Genomic DNA, 16,941 nt, shown 5'->3' on the forward strand with positions numbered 1-16,941 from the left:
TGGCTCAGGTGGACGCGTGCCGGGCCAGATAGTCGGACGAGGCCCGGTACGCCCGTTCTATGTATCCAGATATATGCGATATATCCCGATAACGCAGCTGGGCGAGATCCATTCCCGGGCGGGCCTCGCCACCCGACGGCATGACGTGGACCTCGATGTCACCCGGCAGGGTGGCCATCTCCTCGGCGAAGCGGTGCCGCCTGGCGATCTCGAAGGCGGTCATCCCAACCTCCCAGGGGCGTCTCGGCGCCACCAGCGGACGCTCGATCCTGCCCACGTGCAGGACGTAGACCCGGCGGGCGCCCAGCGCGACCGCGCGGCCGACGGGGATGCTGTGCACCAGCCCGCCGTCGAGGAAGTGTTCATTGCCGATGCGGACCGGAGGCAGCAGTCCGGGGACGGCGCAGGAGGCGAGCACCGCCTCGACCAGGGGCCCCTCGGTGAACCAGTGCGCGGTGGCGCGCTCGACCGAGGCGGCCACGCACTGGAACGGCACCTCCAGCTCCTCGATCCGGGAGACGGGGAGCGTCCTGGTCAGCAGGTCGCGCAGCGGCTGGCCGGAGTGCAGGTGGGTGCCGGTCCTGGCAAGGGTGGACAGCCGGGTCATCCACGACCCCGCGAACGCGGTACGGACCACGTTCGAGCCCCACAGCGTGGTCAGGCGCGCGACCGCGTCACCGGAGGAGGCGGCGAGCACGACACCGTTCAGCGCGCCCACGGACGTGCCGACGATCACGTCGGGCTTGATACCCGCCTCGTCGAGCGCCCGCAGCATGCCCACCTCGTGAGCGCCGAGGACGCCCCCGCCACCGAGGACGAAGGCGGTGTCCACGCTCATCGACTCTCCTTGGACGGGCAGGGAACGCGGCACGGTGCCGCGCGATTCGTCATCAACGACCTCACGATAGACCGCGCCGGGGACCGGTACGGCCCGCGCGGCGCGAGTTCCGGGCTCGCGTACCGGAAGGGGAGGGCGCGCGGCCCGGTCACGATGGGGGAGTGGGGTGCTCCCGGGGTCCGGATCCGTACGACGGTGGGGAGAGGACGCGGTCCGGTGCCGGGTGAGTCGTCAACGGTGTCACGACGGATCGGCGGAGCGGGTTCCGGATCCGGGCAAGGAAAGGGCGGCCAACTGTCGGGATCCGGCCATGGCCTCCGCACCGGCGGGCGGGCACGATCGAGTGCATGACAGCGGTGGTGGAGACCGAGGGGCTCACCAAGTTCTACGGCGTGCGCCGGGGGCTTGAGGATCTCGACCTGGAGATCCGGCCCGGGGAGGTGTTCGGGTACCTCGGCCCGAACGGCGCGGGAAAGACGACCACGATCAGGCTGCTCCTGGATGTCATCCGCCCCACCAGGGGCCGGATGACGGTCCTCGGCCACGATCCCCGAGACGCGGGCGTGCGGAGCCGGATCGGCTACCTGCCCGGCGAGCTGGCCCTGGAGGGCAGGGAGAAGGCGAGAGACTACCTCGCCTTCCTCGGCACGGTCCGTGGCGGCCTGCCCAGGGGACGGATCGAGGAGTTGGCCGAGCGGCTGGAGGCCGACCTGGCGGTGCCCATGGGCAAGCTCTCCAAGGGCAACAAACAGAAGGTCGGGCTCATTCAGGCGTTCATGCACGAGCCGGAGTTCCTGATCCTCGACGAGCCGACCAGCGGGCTGGACCCGCTGGTGCAGCAGGAGTTCCTGGCGATGGTCCGCGAGGTCCGCGCCTCGGGCCGTACCGTGCTGATGTCCTCCCACGTGCTGGCCGAGGTCGAGCACGTCTCCGACAGGGTCGGCATCGTGCGGGCCGGCAGGCTGGTCACGGTGGAGGACATCTCCGCGCTCCGGGAGAAGGCGGTGCGCCGGGTGGAGTTCCACTTCGACGCGCCGGTGCCCCGGGAGGCGTTCGAGAACCTGCCCGGCGTGCGGGACCTGCGGGTGGAGGGGGCCGGGGTGCGCTGCACCATCGACGGCCGCCCGGACGCGCTGGTCAAGGCGGCGGCGAAATTCACCGTGGTGCACATGGTCAGCGCCGAGCCCGACCTCGAAGAGATCTTCCTGACCTACTACAGCGAAGAGGAGGCGCCTCATGCCCGCGCTGGTGTCGAAGAGCCTGCGTGACTACCGTCGTCCGTTGCTCGGCTGGACGATCGGGATCAGCGCGTTCTTCGGGCTCTATCTGGCGTACTACCCGACCATCGTGAGCAGCCCCGAGCTCTACGGGCAGGTGGCGCTGACCAAGTTTCCCGGGGCGATGCGCGACCTCATGGGCGGTCTGGAGGACGGCTTCACCAGTGGCCCCGGTTACCTGCAGACGCTGGTCTACCAGCTGTTCGGGCCGCTGCTGTTCATCATGTGCGCCGCGGTGATCGGCAACCGGGCGATCGCCCAGCCCGAGGAGTCGGGCACGCTGGAGCTGACCCTCACCCTCCCGATCACCCGCAGGCGGCTGGTCCTGGAGCGCTTCGCCGCCCTCGCCCTCGCCCTGTTCGGCGTGGCGGCGGTCACCTTCCTCGTCGTGCTCGGCCTGGCCACGGCCGTCGGCATGGACGTTCCGGCCGACCGGATCCTGGCCGGTCACACCGGCGTCTTCCTGCTCGCCCTCTTCTTCGGCACGCTCTGTCTGACGGTCGGCGCGGTGACGGGCCGCAGGGGGATCGCCCTGGCGGTGGTCGGGGTGGTCGCGGTGGCCGGCTACGTGGTCGAGACCATGGGCAGGGACGTGGGCGGGGTGTCCTGGCTGCGCTGGATCTCGCCGTTCCACTACTACCTCGACGGACGGCCGATCCAGCAGGGATTTCCCGCGTGGGAGTATCTCGTGCTGGTAGGCGCGATCGTCGCGCTGGTCCTGACCGCGATACCGGCCTTCGACAGGCGTGACGTGGGAGTCTGATGGACGATCTGCTCGGCGGCCATCTCCGGATGTTGAGGGAGGCGGCCGCCACCGGCAGGCCGCCCGGCCGGGCCGAGCTGGACGACTGCCGTGCCGCCGGTGCGCTGGCCGCCGAGCGGGGCGTGTCCGTCCGGGCCCTGGTCGAGGCCGCGCTGGCCATGGCCGAGTCCGTGAGTCCCGCCCCGCTCCCGGCCCTGCGGCGTACGGTCTCCGCCTTGATGGAGGGGTACGAGAGCGCTCAGCGGTCCGCGTTGCGCCAGGAGGAGGCCGCGCGCCGGGAGTTCGTCGACGACCTGCTCCAGGGGCGTGTCCACCGGCTCGCCGAGCGGGCCGAGCACTTCGGCCTCCGCCTGGCCGAGACCTACCTGGTCGCCGTCGCCCGTCCCGCCGCCGACGCGGGTGGCGGGTTGGGCGAGGGGACGGCCCGGCGGATCGAGGACGCGCTGGTCGCCCGGTTCGGCTCGCACAACGTGCTGGTCGCGGTCCGGGACGGGACGCTCGTCTGCGTGGCGCCGGGCGGCCTGGCCGCCGCGACCGGCGAGTTCACCCACCACGTCCGCCAGACGTTCGCGCCCGGCTGGCGGGTCGGCCTTGGCAGGGCGCACCGAGGTCCAGGCGGGGTGGTCGCCTCCTACCGCGAGGGAGCCAACGCCATCGAGCTCGGCGACCGGCTGGGGCTGCGCGCCCCCGTGCTGAAAGCCGCCGACCTGCTGGTCTTCCCGGTGCTGCTGCGGGACCGGGCGGCCATCGAGGACCTGGTGACGACGGTGCTCAGCCCGCTGCTTGAGGCGCGGGGCGGTCCCGAGCCGCTGCTCGGCACGCTGGAGGCGGTCTTCGCCGCCCAGGGCAACCAGACCGCAGCCGCGCGCAGGCTCGGCGTCAGTACCCGGGCGGTGACCTACCGGCTGGAGCGGATCCGCCGCCTCACCGGGTTCTCACCCGACGACCCCACCCAGCGCTTCACCCTGGAGACGGCGGTATTGGGCGCCCGGCTGCTGGACTGGCCCGCCCAGCCGCTGCGCTGACCGCTCCCGCCGTACGCGGAGCCCCGGCGGCCCTTCACCGAGGAGGGCGGCGATCCCGGTCGACGCCGGATGCGGGGCCAGCGGCCAGGGCCACCGGCCGGATGCGGGGCCACCGGCCGGATGCCGAGGGCGCTCAGGGGATCAGCAGCACCTTGCCGGTCGTACGGCGGGATTCGAGGTCCTCATGGGCGCGGGCGGCCTCCGCCAGCGGGTAGCGGTGGGAGACGTGCACCCGGAGCCGCCCGTCGGCCACCCAGCCGTAGATGTCGGAGGCCCGCCAGACGAGCTCGTCGCGGGTGGCGATGTAGGCGTTCAGGGTGGGGCGGGTCAGGAAGAGGGAGCCGTGCCGGGCGAGGATCTGCGGGTCGACGGGTGGGACAGGGCCGCTGGCCTGGCCGTACAGCGCCATCATGCCGCGTGGGCGCAGCGAGGCGATGCTCTCGTCGAAGGTGGCCGCGCCCACGCCGTCGTAGACGACGTGCACGCCGGAGCCGGTCAGCTCGCGGACCGCGTCGGCGAAGCCCCGGTAGCGGAGCACCTCGTCGGCGCCCGCCTGGCGGGCCAGGACCTCCTTCTCCTCCGTGGAGACCGTGCCGATCACCCGGGCGCCGCGCAGCTTGGCGATCTGGGTGAGCAGCAGGCCCATGCCTCCGGCGGCGGCGTGCACCAGCACATCGTCACCGGCCTTCACCTCGTAGGCGGAGTGGGTCAGGTAGTGCGCCGTCAGCCCCTGGAGCGTGACGGCCGCCGCGGCCTCGGGCGTGACCCCCTCGGGTACGGAGAGCAGTTTGGAAGCGGGCACCGTGACCCTGGAGGCATAGCTGCGCGGTACGGACGCCCAGGCGACGGTGTCGCCGACGGCGACGTCGTGCACGTCCTCGCCGACCGCGGCGACGGTGCCCGCGCCCTCCTCACCGGGAACGAAGGGCAGGGAGAGCGGGTAACGGCCCATCCGGTGGTAGACGTCTATGAAGTTCACGCCGGAGGCGGCGACGTCGATCAGGACGTCCCCGGGGTTCACCTCGGGGTCCGGGTAGTCGTCGACGTAGGCGAGAACCTCGGGGCCGCCGGTGGCGGAGACGACTATGGCGCGCATCGTGCTGAACTCCTTTGATCGGTCGGTGTCCTGATCGTCCCCGCCCTTGGGCGGGTCACTCAGGGTTGCCCGGTGGCGGCGGGGCCGCGCAGTGTGAAGTTGTCGAACGCGGTCCTGAGCACGGCGTCGCTGTTCTCGCCCACCCGGACGATCACGCCGACCAGCCCGTTGGGCAGCGGATCGGGGTCGAGGAAGGACTGCGTCCGCTCGCCGTTGACCCACATGATGAGCTGCACGCCCCCGTCGGCCCCGGTGCACTCGGCCTCGACCCTGGCGGCCTTCCCCTTGGGCAGGTCGACCTTGACGGGTTTGGTGAGCTCGCCCCCGGAGCTCTTGACGGTCTTGCGGATGCGGGCGTTCCCAGCGGTGTCGAGCAGGAACTCGTACCGGGTCGCCTTGTTGTCGTCCTCGCCCCGGCAGAACAGTCCGTACTCGCCCATGCCGATGCTGCCGGAGCGGATCGTGATGTCGGTGCCGAGCAGGATCCGGCCCGGCGTGACCGGGGTGGGGCTGGCTGTCGGGTCGGGGGTGGCGGGAGGTGCGGGCACGAAGGGGATCGGGGCCTGCTCCCGCTTGACGGGGGAGTAACCGCTGACGTCGATGGCGTAGTAGCCGTCGGGGGCGTAGCCGTAGGTGCCGGTGAGCGGGTTGTAGGCGCCGCCGCTCCAGCCGGTTCCGCTCTGGGTGAAGTCGTCCTGGTAGAGCAGGGCGAGGTTCTCCGGGGGGCCGCTCGGGGAGAGCAGGAGACTCAGGCCGAGCGCGCCGCCCACCAGCAGGGCCGCCGCGGCCGCCCCGATGACCAGCTTGCGCCGCCTGGCCGAGCGTTCGCGCGAAGCGGCCCCGAGGTCGCCCTGCGGCTCCAGGAGGGTGTGGCCGGGACCGTAGTGGAAGGCGCCGGGCGCGGTGTGGCCGGGACCTGCCTGCGGGGCGCCGGAGATCGTGCGGCCGTCCTGGGCGGATATCGCGGGGTGGTCCCGGCCGGGGTCGGGGGAGGGCCCGCCGGGTGCGCCCGCGGGTCCGGCCCAGGGGGCGCTCTCGTACGTTCCCGGCGTTCCCTGCCAGGAGGTCTGAACCGAGTGGGCGGCCTGCTCGGGTGCGGCGGAGCGGCCCACCAGATGGTCGAGGAGCTGCTGGGAGGTGGGCCGGTTCCGCGGGTCCTTGGCCAGGGCGTAGGTGACCAGCTCGTGCAGCGTGGGCTCCATGCCCTCCAGAGTGGGCTCGGTGTTGAGCACCTGGTACAGCACCGCGGGCAGTGCCTCGCCGCCGAACGGCGCTCGCCCACTCGCGGCGAAGGCCATCAGGCAGCCCCACGAGAACACGTCGCAGGCGGCCGAGACCGGCTCGCCGCGCAACACCTCGGGCGCCATGTAGCGGGGGGTGCCGAGGATCTCACCGGTCCCGGTCATCCCGCTGAGCGTGTCCAGCGCGCGGGCGATGCCGAAGTCGATCACGCGGGGGCCGACGGGGGAGAGCAGCACGTTGGAGGGCTTGAGGTCGCGGTGCACCACCCCGGCGGCGTGAATGGCGGTCAGCGCGGTCGCCACACCGACGGCCAGCGCGTCGAGGCTGGAGCCGCGGAGCGGCCCGCCGGACTCCACGGCCTCCTCCAGGTTGGGGCCGGTGACGTACTCGGTGACGACGTAGAGCTGGTCACCGTCGAGCGCAGCCTCGATGACCGCGGCCGTGCAGAACCTGCGGACCCGCTGTGCCGAGTCGGCCTCCCGGCGGAAGCGCATTCGGAACCGCTCGTGCTGGCTGTACTCCGAGTTGATGACCTTGATGGCGACCTGTTGCCCGTCGGGGGACTCGCCGAGATAGACCGTGCCCATCCCGCCTCGGCCCAGCCTGCTGAGCAAGCGGTACCGGCCTATCTGCAGGGGTTCGTCGGGACTGAGGTCGCTCACCTTTGTACCTAACCGCATAAGCCATCACAGGAGTGATTCAGCCTATCGATCTCTTGCCACTCGCCAGCAGTCGCAACAGCGGCAGGTCCACTTTTTCCAGGCCGTCCACGGCCAGTACGCCCTCCCGGCCGTCCACGGCCAGTACGCCCTCCCGGCCGTCCACGGCCAGTACGCCCTCCCGGCCGTCCACGGCCAGTACGCCCTCCAGGCCGTCCACGGCCAGTACGCCCTCCCGGCCGTCCACGGCCAGTACGCCTTCCCGCGCCACGCCGCCCGCGACCGACACCACCTGGCATCCGGCCGCGCGGGCCGCCGCGAGCCCGGTCGGACTGTCCTCCACCGCCACGCACTCGCCGGGGTCGACGCCCAGCCCGGCGGCCGCCCGCAGGTAGGGGTCCGGCAGCGGTTTGCCGCGCGCGGTGTCCTCGGCGGCCACGACCAGGGCGAACCGCTCGGCCCCGACGGTCTGGAGCACCATGTCCACGATGCGCCGGGGGGAGGCGCTGACCAGCGCCGTGGGTACGCCGCCCGCACCCAGGTCGTCCAGTAGCCGGATCGCGCCGGGCAGCGGCGTCACCCCGCCCGCGATCCGCTCGGCGAAGGCGTCGGTGAGCCGTGCCCCTACCCGTTCGACGGTGTCCGCTTCGGCGGTGTCCGCTCCGCCCGGATACGTGCCGTCGCCCCCGGTGGGCGGGCCGCCGGGGAGCGCGGACGCGTCGCCCCCGGTCGGCGGGCCGCCGGGGAGTGTGGACGGATCGGGTGCGATGGGCGGGCCGTCGGGGAGTGTGGACGCGTCGGGTGCGGTGGACGAAGCGCGTCGTACGAGGTGGGCGGCCACGTACTCGACCGGGCGGCCGAGCAGGTGGCCGACGTCGGTCTCGGCCAGTTCCAGACCCAACTCCGCGGCGACCGCCGCGCACGCCTGCCACCACATTCCCTCGGTGTCCACGAGGGTGCCGTCCATGTCGAACAGGACGGCGCGGAGCTTATCCGACACCCGCGGGATCCTCCGACCCCTCGGATGCCTCCGGCTCCGACGGCTCCGACGACTTCGGGGACTCCGACGACTTCGGGAGCTCCGACGGCTCTGAGGAATCCGGGAGAGTGGGAGCGGGGGCGGTGCGCGCCGCGACGAGGACGGGCCGCTGCACGAGGGTGACGTCCACCCGGGTGCCCGGCGCCAGCCGTACCGCGTCGTGTCCCGGTACGTCGCTGAGCACCTCCAGCTCGCCCAGTCGCACCCGCAGCCGCGCGACCGAGCCGCGGAAGGAGGAGGCCACGATCGTGGCACTTCCCTCGGGGGAGGGCGTGACCAGCACCGCCTCGGGGCGGACCAGCACATCGACGTCGGAGGCGGAGGGCAGCGGGCCGTCCACGGGCATGAGCCGCCCCAGGACCGTGACCTCCTGGCCGGAGAGCCGGCCGGGCACGTGGTTCATCGCGCCGACGAACTCCGCCACGAACGGGGTGGCGGGCCGGTCGTAGACCTCGGACGGGGGGCCGCACTGCTCCAGCCGCCCGGCGCGCAGCACCGCGACCCGGTCGGCGACCGACAGGGCCTCCTCCTGGTCGTGGGTGACGAAGATGGTGGTGATGCCCAGTTCGAGCTGGAGTCGGCGGATCTCCTCGCGGAGCGTGACGCGGACCTTGGCGTCCAGCGCCGACAGCGGCTCGTCGAGCAGCAGCACGCGCGGCTCCAGGGCCAGCGCCCTGGCCAGGGCGACGCGCTGCTGCTGGCCGCCGGAGAGCTCGTGCGGGTAGCGCTGGGCGTGCGCCGGCAGGCCGACCAGCTCCAGCAGTTCGGCCGCCCGCGCGTGCCGTCTGGCGGTGGGCACCTTGCGGACCCGGAGCCCGAAGGCCACGTTGTCCCTGGCGTTGAGGTTGGGGAACAGGCTGTAGGACTGGAAGACCATGCCCGCGTCCCGCCGGTTGGCGGGGACCCCGGTGATGTCCTTGCCGTCCACCAGCACCGCCCCGGCGTCGGGGTGCTCGAAACCGGCGACGCAGCGCAGCGCCGTGGTCTTCCCGCAGCCGGAGGGGCCGAGCAGGGCCATCAGCTCGCCCTGCTCCACGGTGAGGTCCAGGCCGTCCAGTGCGACAGTACGGCCGAACGCGCGGCGCAGTCCCCGGAACTCGACGGTCATCGGCGTTTCCTTCCCGCACCCGAGAGGGTGAGCAGCAGCAGCCAGATGAGGAGCAGGCTGATGATCGACAGTGCCACGGAGAGCTGCCCGTCGTTCCCCGAGATGGTGACGATCCAGACCGGGAAGGTCTGGTAACCGAGCAGGGCGGCGACCGTGTACTCGCCGAGCACCAGCGCGAGGGTGAGGAACGAGGCGCTGGCGATGGCGGAGCGGATGTTCGGGATGATCACCCGGAACAGCACGTACGGCCACGAGGCACCCAGGTTGCGGGCCGCCTCCACCAGGGTCCGCACGTCGATCGCGCGCAGCCCGGCGTCCAGCGACCGGTAGGCGAACGGCAGCGTCAGCACCACGTACGCCAGCACCAGGACGATCGGGAACCTCTCGTCCTGGATGGTGATCAGCGTCGCCCAGAGCGGGGTGGCGGCCAGCGCGTCGATGCCGCCGCGTAGCGCCGTGCTGATGCCGACCACGTAGGTGATCGGCGGCACGACCAGCGGGAGCGTGGCGATCAGCTCCAGCACCGGCCCCAGCCTCGGCGAGCCGAGCCGAACGGCCAGCATCGCCGGCAGGGTCAGTAGCAGCACCGCGACGATGGTGGCGGCGGCCAGCCCGAGGGAGAGCAGCAGGCTGGGAAGGAAGCCGGGCGCGGACAGGATCCGCCCGTAGGCGGCGAGCGAGAAGCCCTGCCCCTCGGAGTGGACGGTGAACCAGAACGACACGGCCATCGGCACGACGAAGTAGAGCGCCGCGACGACCAGCACGATCCCCCGCCAGGCCCGCCGCTGCCCGGGGCGGGCGCCGGCGGGCCGAGGGGTGCCGGGAGTGACGTCTGGCAGGGCGGCTACCGCAACCATCGGGAGCTCCTCTTCTGCAGCGGCAGGTAGACCGCCATCACCAGCAGCGCGATGACGATCATGTCGAGGCTCAGGGCGAGCGCGATGTTCTCGTAGCCGATGAGGACGTCCCCGGTGAGCGCGTCGGCGATCTGCAGGGTGACCAGCGGGACCGTGCTGCCGACCATGGCGGCGGCGGTGGCGTAGGCGGCGAACGCGCCGCCGAACAGCAGGACGACACCGCCGAGCAGCGCGGGTGCCAGCACCGGAACGCCGACGTAGCGCCAGAACTGCCAGGTGGTGGCGCCGTTGTTCTGCGCCGCCTCCCGCCACTGCGGGCGCAGGCCGTCCAGTGCCGGGGTCACGACGAGCACCATCAGCGGCACCGAGAAGTACAGGTAGACGAGGGCCAGGCCCCAGAAGTTGTACAGCGTGCCGGGGGCGATGCCCAGCACGGTGGTGAGCACTCCCGAGTTGCCCAGGGTGGCGATCCAGATGAAGGCCAGTGGCACGCCGCCGAAGTTGGCCAGCACGCCGGAGAAGGTCAGCACCGCATCGCGCAGCGCCGTGAAGCGGGAGGTGATCACGGCCTGGGCCAGGAACGTCCCGAGGACCGCGGCGACCACCGCCACCACCGCTGACAGTTGCACGCTGCTGAGCAGGGCGTTGAGGTAGGCGCCCTGCAGGCTCCGGGACAGGTTGGCGGTGCCGATGGACGACACCTTGGTCGCCGGGTCCTTGACGGTGAACGCCCCGACGAGCAGCGTGACCGCCGGGATGCCGAACGCCACGGTCACCACGACCAGCAGCGGCAGGGCGCCCAGCCAGTTCCTGGATCGGTCGCGGCCGCCGCGCGGGGCGGCGGCCGTGACCGTTGGGACCGTCATCCCGAGACCGCGGCGCCCCAGCCGTTCGCCAGGACCTCCTTGGCCTTGTTGACCTGTGCCTCCGTCGGGAAGGCGGGCTCACCCTCGACCGGCGGCAGGTTGGCCTCGGCGGCCTTGTCGACCGAGCCGTCGGCCTGCATGGCGGGCAGCAGGACCGGGCGGGCGAAGCCCCCGAGATAGAGGTTCTGGCCCTCGGTGCTGTAGAGGAACTCCTGCCACAGGCGCGCGGCGGCCGGGTGCGGGGCGTCCTTGTTGATGGCCTGGGCGTACAGCTGGAAGTACTTGCCGTCGGTGGGGATGACGGTCTTCCAGTCGAGGCCCTTCTCGGCCATCTTGGGGGCGTATGCGGAGTTGTTGTAGTCCCAGTCGATGCTGATCTGGGTCTCGCCCTTCTCGATGGTGGCCGGGGTGGTCTCCACCGGGTTGAAGTTCCCGACGTCCTTGAGCTTCTTGAAGAAGTCCAGGCCGGGCTGGATGTCGTCGAAGGAGCCGCCGTTGGCGAGGGCCGCCGCGTACACGCCCGCGAACGCCGAGCCGGACTTGGTCGGGTTGCCGTTCAGGGCGACCTTGCCCTTGTACTCGGGCTTGAGCAGGTCCGCGTAGGTCTCCGGGCACTTGGCGATCTTTTTGGCGTCGCAGCCGATGGAGATGTAGCCGCCGTAGTCGTTGAACCAGAGGCCGGAGGGCTCTTTCTGGTTCTCGGGGATCTTGTCCCACGTCTGGACCTTGTACGGCGCGAACAGGCCCTCGGCGGCGCCGCTGATCGCGAAGGACTGGCCGATGTCGAGAACGTCGGGGGCGCGGTCCTGGCCCTTGCGGGTCTTCACCGCGTTGATCTCGTCGGCGCTGGAGGCGTCGGGAGTCTCGCTCTCGATCTCGATGCCGTACTTCGCCTTGAACGCCTCGATGATCTTTCCGTAGTTGGCCCAGTCGGGCGGGAGGGCGATGACGTGGAGCTTGCCCTCCTTCTTGGCGGCCTCGACGAGCTTGTCCAGCCCGCCGAAGTCGGCGGCGGAGGTGGCGGTTCTGGCGTCCACGCCGGCTGCGGAGCCTGTGTCGGAGGCGGCTCCTGACGGGGCGGACGTGCCGGGGGCGGCCCCGCACGCGGTGGCTCCCACCAGGAGGATAGCGGCCAGGCCTGCAAGGCGAACTCGGGATGCGATCACTGTGTCTCCCAAGGGGGTGTCGCGCAATATTTCACGAAAGTAGATGAACTTGTACAAACAAGCTAGACCTCGTATGCCGTGAATAAGTTGCTGTTTGATGAACGCGCGGAGTACGTGGGTGAAATGCGAGAACCGCAGCTGTGTGGGTGATTCAGGGGTGTTTAGGGTGGAGGTTGGTCCCGTCGGTCGGTGCGCGCAGCGAAGGAGTGCGCCATCGCGCCCGGTACCGGGAACGGGGCCGGATGCCAGGTCGGGTGCAAGGCCGGATGCCAGGTCGGGTGCCGGGCCGGGAACGGGGCCGGGTGCCGGGTCGGATGTCGGGTTGGACACGAGGGCGGTTTTGAGGAGCGAGGCGAGATTGCGCGGTCACCGGACGTTCGCGGGTGTCCTGGAAGGAGCGCGAGTGTTGGAAGGCGTGTGGGCAGGGCTCCTGCCGTTCGGGGGCGCACGGGAAAGGGCACGGGCGTGACCCCCCGTTACCTGGGCATCGCGGAGAGGCTGCGCGACGCGATCATGCGAGGCGAGTACGCCGTGGGTGCCCAGCTGCCCTCCGAGGCCGAGCTGGCCACCTGCTTCGCGGCCTCCCGGGGCACGATCCGCCAGGCCGTCGCGGTGCTCGCCACCGAGGGCCTGGTCGGCTCCCGGCAGGGGGCCAGGCGCATCGTGCTTGGCCGCGAGCGCAGTCAGAGCTTCGCCGAGCTGCACAGCTTCGCCCAGTGGGCGCGGACGCTGGGCTACCGGGTCAGCGGGCAGGTGCTGCAACAGTGTCACAGGGGTGCCGACGCCACCGAGGCGGCACGGCTGGCGCTCCAACCGGGCGAGCCGGTGCTGTCGGTGCTGCGGCTGCGCTCTTTGGAGGGGGAGCCGGTGATGCTGGAGCGCACGATCTACGCCGGTTGGATCGCCTCGGCCGTCGAGCGGATCGAACCCGACTGCGAGTCGATCACCCAGGCCCTCTACGACAGCGTCGGTCTTGTCTTCGCCTACGGCGAGCACCTCATCGACGCGGTGGCCGCCGGTGCGCAGGACTCCAGGCTGCTGGTCGTGCGCAGGGGCAGCCCGCTGCTGCGCCAGCGCCGGGTCACCACCACCCACGAGGGCCGGCCCGTCGAGTGGTCCGACGACCGTTACCGTGCGGGCAGTGTGACCTTCAGTATCCGCAACTCGGTGGACGCCAACCCGCTCGTACGGCAGATGGGCGACTTGCGCCCCACTCGATAGGAACGTATGTTCGATATAGCGGGCCCGTCTTCCCCCGGGCACTCATCCGAAGCCCCGGGGAGAAGAGGCGTCTTGAACCGACTCTATGGTGATCCTGTCGAGGTGTGGACCCGCGATGGACACCCCGTCCAGTTCGTCTGGCGCGACCGCCTCTACACGGTCCACCGGGTCCTCGATCACTGGGTTGTCGCGCGAGAGTGGTGGAAGGTCTCCGACAGCGATCCGGGCGAGCGCCGGTTCTGGCGGACCGAGGCCGCCACCGGCGGTCAGGTCGGCACCTACGAGCTCCGGTTCGACACCGCGGGCGAGGGCTGGCTGCTGATCAGGGCGTGGGACTGACTTCCAGTTCCAGGTCTCGGCCATGCCCCAGGGCCACGCCCCGCCTCGACCTCCGGCACGCTCCGGACGATTCACCGGAATCCGGCGCCGGTGCCTGGCGCCCGCGCTCTGGAACCTGGTGATCTGCCGGACCGTCGCCGCGCACAGTAGTGCGGCGATCGCGACGGCGGTCAGCTCGGTCAGGCCGAAATCGGTCAGGCCCGTGCTCGCCTGGGACGCGCCCGGCCAGAGCCGCACCAGCACCAGCGTGAGCGCGGCCAGCCAGCTCAGCCACCAGGCGGCGAGCAGCACTCTCCAACGCGGGCGGCGGTCGGCCGGTGGGCGGGAGGCCCGCCACAGCCGGTCGACCAGCACGGCGGGCGCGACGAGGTTGACCACCGGCACGAACCAGCTCGCCAGGACGGGGACCACCGTGGGTCGGTCGGCGTACTGCCGGGCGCGAAGCAGCCAGTTCAGGTACGCGACGACGGCGGCGATCGCGGCCGCGACGAAGAACATGATCAGGATGGCGAAGACCGTCACCGCGCCGAAGACCGCGTCGGCGCCGGGGGCGTGGGGGTCGCCGCCGAGTTTCGAGATCTCCAGGACGAGGCGCCGGCCACGGGCCTGTTCGAACACCGCCAGGGCGGCGGTCGCGATCACCAGTGTGGTGAGGGTGAAGTAGACGGCCGAAGCCGACCTTTTCTGTAGAGATGGGATAGAGCGCATGTATATCTCCCCCCGCCATGCGCTGAGGACCTGCCCTTTTTCTATCCCGTCAGCTCTTTCGCTAATCAGCCAACTCGGCCCACTCTGTCCCCCTGGCCAACTCGGCTCACTCAGCCCACTCTGTCCACTCGGCTCGCCCTGTCCCCCTGGCCAACTCGGCTCACTCAGCTCACGATGCCCGACTCCCACGCCCACGCGGCGATCTCCACCCGGTTCCTGACACCGAGCTTCGTCTGGATGCTCCCCAGGTGCGTCTTCACCGTCGACAGCGAGACGAACAGCTCGGCGGCGACCTCCTGGTTGGTCCGCCCCCTGGCCACCAGGCGTACGACGTCCAGCTCGCGCTCGGTGAGGGGCTCGCGGGGCGACCGGAGGGCGGCGGCCCGCGGGTGGGCCAGGTGTTCGAGCAGGCGCACGGTCACCGAGGGCGACACCAGCGCGTCCCCTGCCGCCGCGGCCCGGATCGCCTCGATGAGCAGGGTCGGTCCGCTGTCCTTGAGCAGGAAACCGGTCGCTCCGGCGCGCAGCGCTCCGTAGACGTACTCGTCCAGGTCGAAGGTCGTGACGATGACCACCCTCATCGGGTTGGGCACCCCCGGTCCCGCCAGGATGCGGGTGGCCTCCAGGCCGTCCAGCCTGGGCATCCGGATGTCCAGCAGGCAGACGTCGGGCCGTAGTCTCCGCGCCAGCTCGACGGCCTCGGCCCCGTTGGCGGCCGTCGCCAGGACCTCCATGTCCTGTTGGGCGTCCAGAATCATCTGGAACCCGGTCCGCACCAGTTCCTGGTCGTCAGCGATGAGCACCCGAATCGTCACCCGATGGATTCTGCCAGCTCGGCGCCGGGTCACGGTCGGGCATTCACTGACAAAACCAGCCGGTGGCGGACGGGTCCGGATCTCAGAACAGGGCGCCAGGTGAAGGGGACGGTCCGTGGACGAGCCCGCGTGAGCACCATGGGGGAACGCGTCAAGGGAACGGGTCGGGGGAACGCGTCGGATGGTTTTTTCTCCCTGCCGGTGATCGGGGGCCGGGGAAAGGCACTACTGGGTGTGGATGATCCAGAAGCGCGATTCACCGCGTTGTACGACCGGCACTATCGCAGCGTGCTCGGCTACGCGCTGCTGCGTGCCGAGAGACAGGCGGCCGAGGACATCGCGAGCGAGACGTTCCTGATCGCCTGGCGGCAGCTGGAACGCCTGCCCGAGTCTCCGCTGCCGTGGTTGCTCGGCATCGCCCGTAACCTGCTGCGCGCGCAGCGGCGTTCCGGGCTGCGGAAGCGGGCACTGGCCGACCGGCTGGCCGAACTGGCCCCGGCGGGCGATGTGGCCGAGCAGATCGCCGAGCGCGAGGCCGCGCTGGCGGCGCTCGCCGGTCTGTCCGAGCAGGACGTCGAGGCCGTGGTCCTGGCCAGCTGGTACGGCCTCGCCCCGGCCGATGCCGCCAGGCTCGCCGGATGCTCGGCCCGCGCCTTCACGGTCCGCCTGTACCGCGCACGCCGCCGCCTGTCCCAGGCGCTCGACCTCACCTCACCGACCCCGTGCGGCACCGCGCCGCGTCCCACCCCGGGTTCCCGGCCCGGGGTCCCCGAACTGGAGGTATCCGATGAACGACGTTGACGAGCGCGTCCGCGCGCTACGCCCGGACGCCCTCACCGAGGACGCCCACCGGCGCCGCCGTGAGGCCGACCTCGCCCGCGCCTTCGCGGAGGCCGGGCCTCGGTCCCGCACCACGTCCCGCCACCTGTTCCGTCCGGGGTTCCGTCCGGGGTTCCGTCTCACGCCGAGGGTCGCACTGGTCGGCGCTCTCGTCGGGCTGGCCGCGGCCGTGACGGTGCCGGCCGTCGTGACGGGGACGATCGGGTTGCGGGGACCGGGAGGCGGCCGGACCGCCGAGCTCGTCTACCCGGACCGGACCTCCACCGGATCTCCCGCCGCGACGCCCGGCACACCGGTGGTCACGCTCGACGCCCGGTCGTTCCTGCTGGCCGGTGCGGAGACGGCGGCGCGTGAGGCCGCCCCGAAGGGCCGGTACTGGTTCGAGCGCACCCGGACCTTCGAGCCGGTCGGGTCCGGTGCGGTCGTCGCCCACACCGACGAGTTCTGGCACGACGGCCGGAGTGGGCGCAGCTCGTCCAACCAGGACGTCCAGGTCACCTTCGAGACCGCATCCGATGAGGCGGCGTGGAAGGCCAAGGGATCCCCGTCCCTGTGGCCCGGCCCGAAGACCGAGGACTTCTCCATGGTCCTGGGAATCGGGATCGGCGCCAAGACGCTGAACCTGGGGGAGGAGCAGAAGCTGCCCGGCGACGTCGAGGGGCTTGAGCGCTGGCTCCGTTCGGCGCACCGCGAGGGACCGTTCGCGGACTTCGCCTTCGAAGGGGCGCGCCACCTGCTGTCCATGCCGACGAACGCGGCCACGCGCGCCTCGATGCTGCGCATCCTGGCCGCCCAGCCGGGACTCGTCCTGAAGCGGGGCGTCCTCGACCCGATCGGCCGCACGGGCACCGCGGTCACCACGGCCAACGGCCACCGCACCCTGGTCATCGACGAGTCGGGCGCGCGCCTGCTGGCCTTCCGCTACGACGGTCCGGACGAGAAGCCCCGAGCGGGCACTGCCAACTCCGTGTTCATCCCCGCCCGTAAGGGCTTCAAGGTCGCCTACGAGAGCTCCGGCTGGGTCGGGGAACTCGGCATCAGGAAGTGATCTTTCGCCCGCCGCCCAGGAGGGGGCGGCGGGG

The 16,941-nt window shown here is 71.4% G+C and carries 16 protein-coding genes and 1 pseudogene; 7 read left to right on the forward strand and 10 right to left on the reverse strand.

The genetic code is table 11. From position 1 onward, the window contains the following. Window positions 1-4: 4 nt before the first annotated feature. A complete protein-coding gene (locus OIE13_RS03450; RefSeq protein WP_326643248.1) occupies window positions 5-838 on the reverse strand; it encodes a patatin-like phospholipase family protein in 834 nt (277 codons plus the stop codon). 347 nt (window positions 839-1,185) lie between these two features. On the opposite strand from OIE13_RS03450, the gene OIE13_RS03455 reads away from it, so the two are divergent. From OIE13_RS03455 to OIE13_RS03465, 3 genes are read left to right on the forward strand one after another with little or no spacing between them, the layout of a single operon-like run. After that, window positions 1,186-2,106, forward strand: coding sequence for an ABC transporter ATP-binding protein (locus tag OIE13_RS03455; protein WP_326643246.1), 921 nt, complete (start codon window positions 1,186-1,188; stop codon window positions 2,104-2,106). Beyond that, a complete protein-coding gene (locus OIE13_RS03460; RefSeq protein ID WP_326643244.1) occupies window positions 2,075-2,878 on the forward strand; it encodes an ABC transporter permease in 804 nt (267 codons plus the stop codon). Before OIE13_RS03455 ends, OIE13_RS03460 begins: the two co-directional genes overlap by 32 nt. After that, complete coding sequence (locus tag OIE13_RS03465; protein ID WP_326643242.1) at window positions 2,878-3,903, forward strand: PucR family transcriptional regulator; 1,026 nt, start codon at window positions 2,878-2,880, stop codon at window positions 3,901-3,903. The genes OIE13_RS03460 and OIE13_RS03465 overlap by 1 nt, the downstream gene beginning before the upstream one ends. Window positions 3,904-4,036: 133 nt before the next feature. Here OIE13_RS03465 and OIE13_RS03470 read toward each other — a convergent pair whose 3' ends face one another. The 7 genes from OIE13_RS03470 to OIE13_RS03500 are packed head-to-tail and all read right to left on the reverse strand — an operon-like array spanning window position 4,037 to window position 11,807. Continuing rightward, window positions 4,037-4,999 (reverse strand): quinone oxidoreductase family protein, encoded by a 963-nt coding sequence (locus OIE13_RS03470; RefSeq protein WP_326643240.1) that lies wholly within the window; start codon window positions 4,997-4,999, stop codon window positions 4,037-4,039. Between the two features lie 59 nt (window positions 5,000-5,058). Then, window positions 5,059-6,903 carry a serine/threonine-protein kinase gene (locus OIE13_RS03475; protein ID WP_326829516.1) on the reverse strand — a complete coding sequence of 615 codons (1,845 nt, stop codon included), beginning with the start codon at window positions 6,901-6,903 and terminating at the stop codon, window positions 5,059-5,061. 37 nt (window positions 6,904-6,940) lie between these two features. Further along, window positions 6,941-7,900 carry an HAD family hydrolase gene (locus OIE13_RS03480; RefSeq protein ID WP_326829517.1) on the reverse strand — a complete coding sequence of 320 codons (960 nt, stop codon included), beginning with the start codon at window positions 7,898-7,900 and terminating at the stop codon, window positions 6,941-6,943. Then, window positions 7,890-9,047, reverse strand: a complete 1,158-nt coding sequence (locus OIE13_RS03485) for an ABC transporter ATP-binding protein (protein ID WP_326643234.1) — start codon at window positions 9,045-9,047, stop codon at window positions 7,890-7,892. Before OIE13_RS03485 ends, OIE13_RS03480 begins: the two co-directional genes overlap by 11 nt. Next, window positions 9,044-9,904 (reverse strand): ABC transporter permease, encoded by an 861-nt coding sequence (locus tag OIE13_RS03490; RefSeq protein ID WP_326643232.1) that lies wholly within the window; start codon window positions 9,902-9,904, stop codon window positions 9,044-9,046. Before OIE13_RS03490 ends, OIE13_RS03485 begins: the two co-directional genes overlap by 4 nt. Next, a complete protein-coding gene (locus OIE13_RS03495; protein WP_326643230.1) occupies window positions 9,892-10,770 on the reverse strand; it encodes an ABC transporter permease in 879 nt (292 codons plus the stop codon). The genes OIE13_RS03490 and OIE13_RS03495 overlap by 13 nt, the downstream gene beginning before the upstream one ends. Continuing rightward, on the reverse strand, window positions 10,767-11,807 hold the full coding sequence (locus OIE13_RS03500; RefSeq protein WP_326643228.1) for an ABC transporter substrate-binding protein: 1,041 nt from the start codon (window positions 11,805-11,807) through the stop codon (window positions 10,767-10,769). The genes OIE13_RS03495 and OIE13_RS03500 overlap by 4 nt, the downstream gene beginning before the upstream one ends. Before the next feature lie 594 nt (window positions 11,808-12,401). On the opposite strand from OIE13_RS03500, the gene OIE13_RS03505 reads away from it, so the two are divergent. Further along, on the forward strand, window positions 12,402-13,157 hold the full coding sequence (locus OIE13_RS03505; protein WP_326643226.1) for a GntR family transcriptional regulator: 756 nt from the start codon (window positions 12,402-12,404) through the stop codon (window positions 13,155-13,157). A 6-nt stretch (window positions 13,158-13,163) separates the two neighbouring features. Continuing rightward, window positions 13,164-13,496, forward strand: a complete 333-nt coding sequence (locus OIE13_RS03510; protein WP_326646868.1) for a DUF6504 family protein — start codon at window positions 13,164-13,166, stop codon at window positions 13,494-13,496. 126 nt (window positions 13,497-13,622) lie between these two features. On the opposite strand, the pseudogene OIE13_RS03515 reads toward OIE13_RS03510, so the two are convergent. Together OIE13_RS03515 and OIE13_RS03520 are read right to left on the reverse strand one after the other, a co-directional pair. Then, window positions 13,623-14,204 (reverse strand): annotated as a pseudogene (locus OIE13_RS03515) (DUF4328 domain-containing protein); the annotation flags it as partial. A 164-nt stretch (window positions 14,205-14,368) separates the two neighbouring features. After that, window positions 14,369-15,019 (reverse strand): response regulator transcription factor, encoded by a 651-nt coding sequence (locus tag OIE13_RS03520; protein WP_326643224.1) that lies wholly within the window; start codon window positions 15,017-15,019, stop codon window positions 14,369-14,371. A gap of 234 nt (window positions 15,020-15,253) precedes the next feature. Between OIE13_RS03520 and OIE13_RS03525 the strand changes: the two genes are divergently transcribed. Then, a complete protein-coding gene (locus OIE13_RS03525) occupies window positions 15,254-15,820 on the forward strand; it encodes an RNA polymerase sigma factor (RefSeq protein ID WP_326643222.1) in 567 nt (188 codons plus the stop codon). Then, window positions 15,807-16,907: a hypothetical protein gene (locus OIE13_RS03530; protein ID WP_326829518.1), complete on the forward strand. Its 1,101-nt coding sequence runs from the start codon at window positions 15,807-15,809 to the stop codon at window positions 16,905-16,907. The genes OIE13_RS03525 and OIE13_RS03530 overlap by 14 nt, the downstream gene beginning before the upstream one ends. Window positions 16,908-16,941: the final 34 nt, after the last annotated feature.

Source organism: Streptosporangium sp. NBC_01810, from assembly GCF_035917355.1.
In the GTDB taxonomy this organism is placed as follows: Bacteria; Actinomycetota; Actinomycetes; order Streptosporangiales; family Streptosporangiaceae; genus Streptosporangium.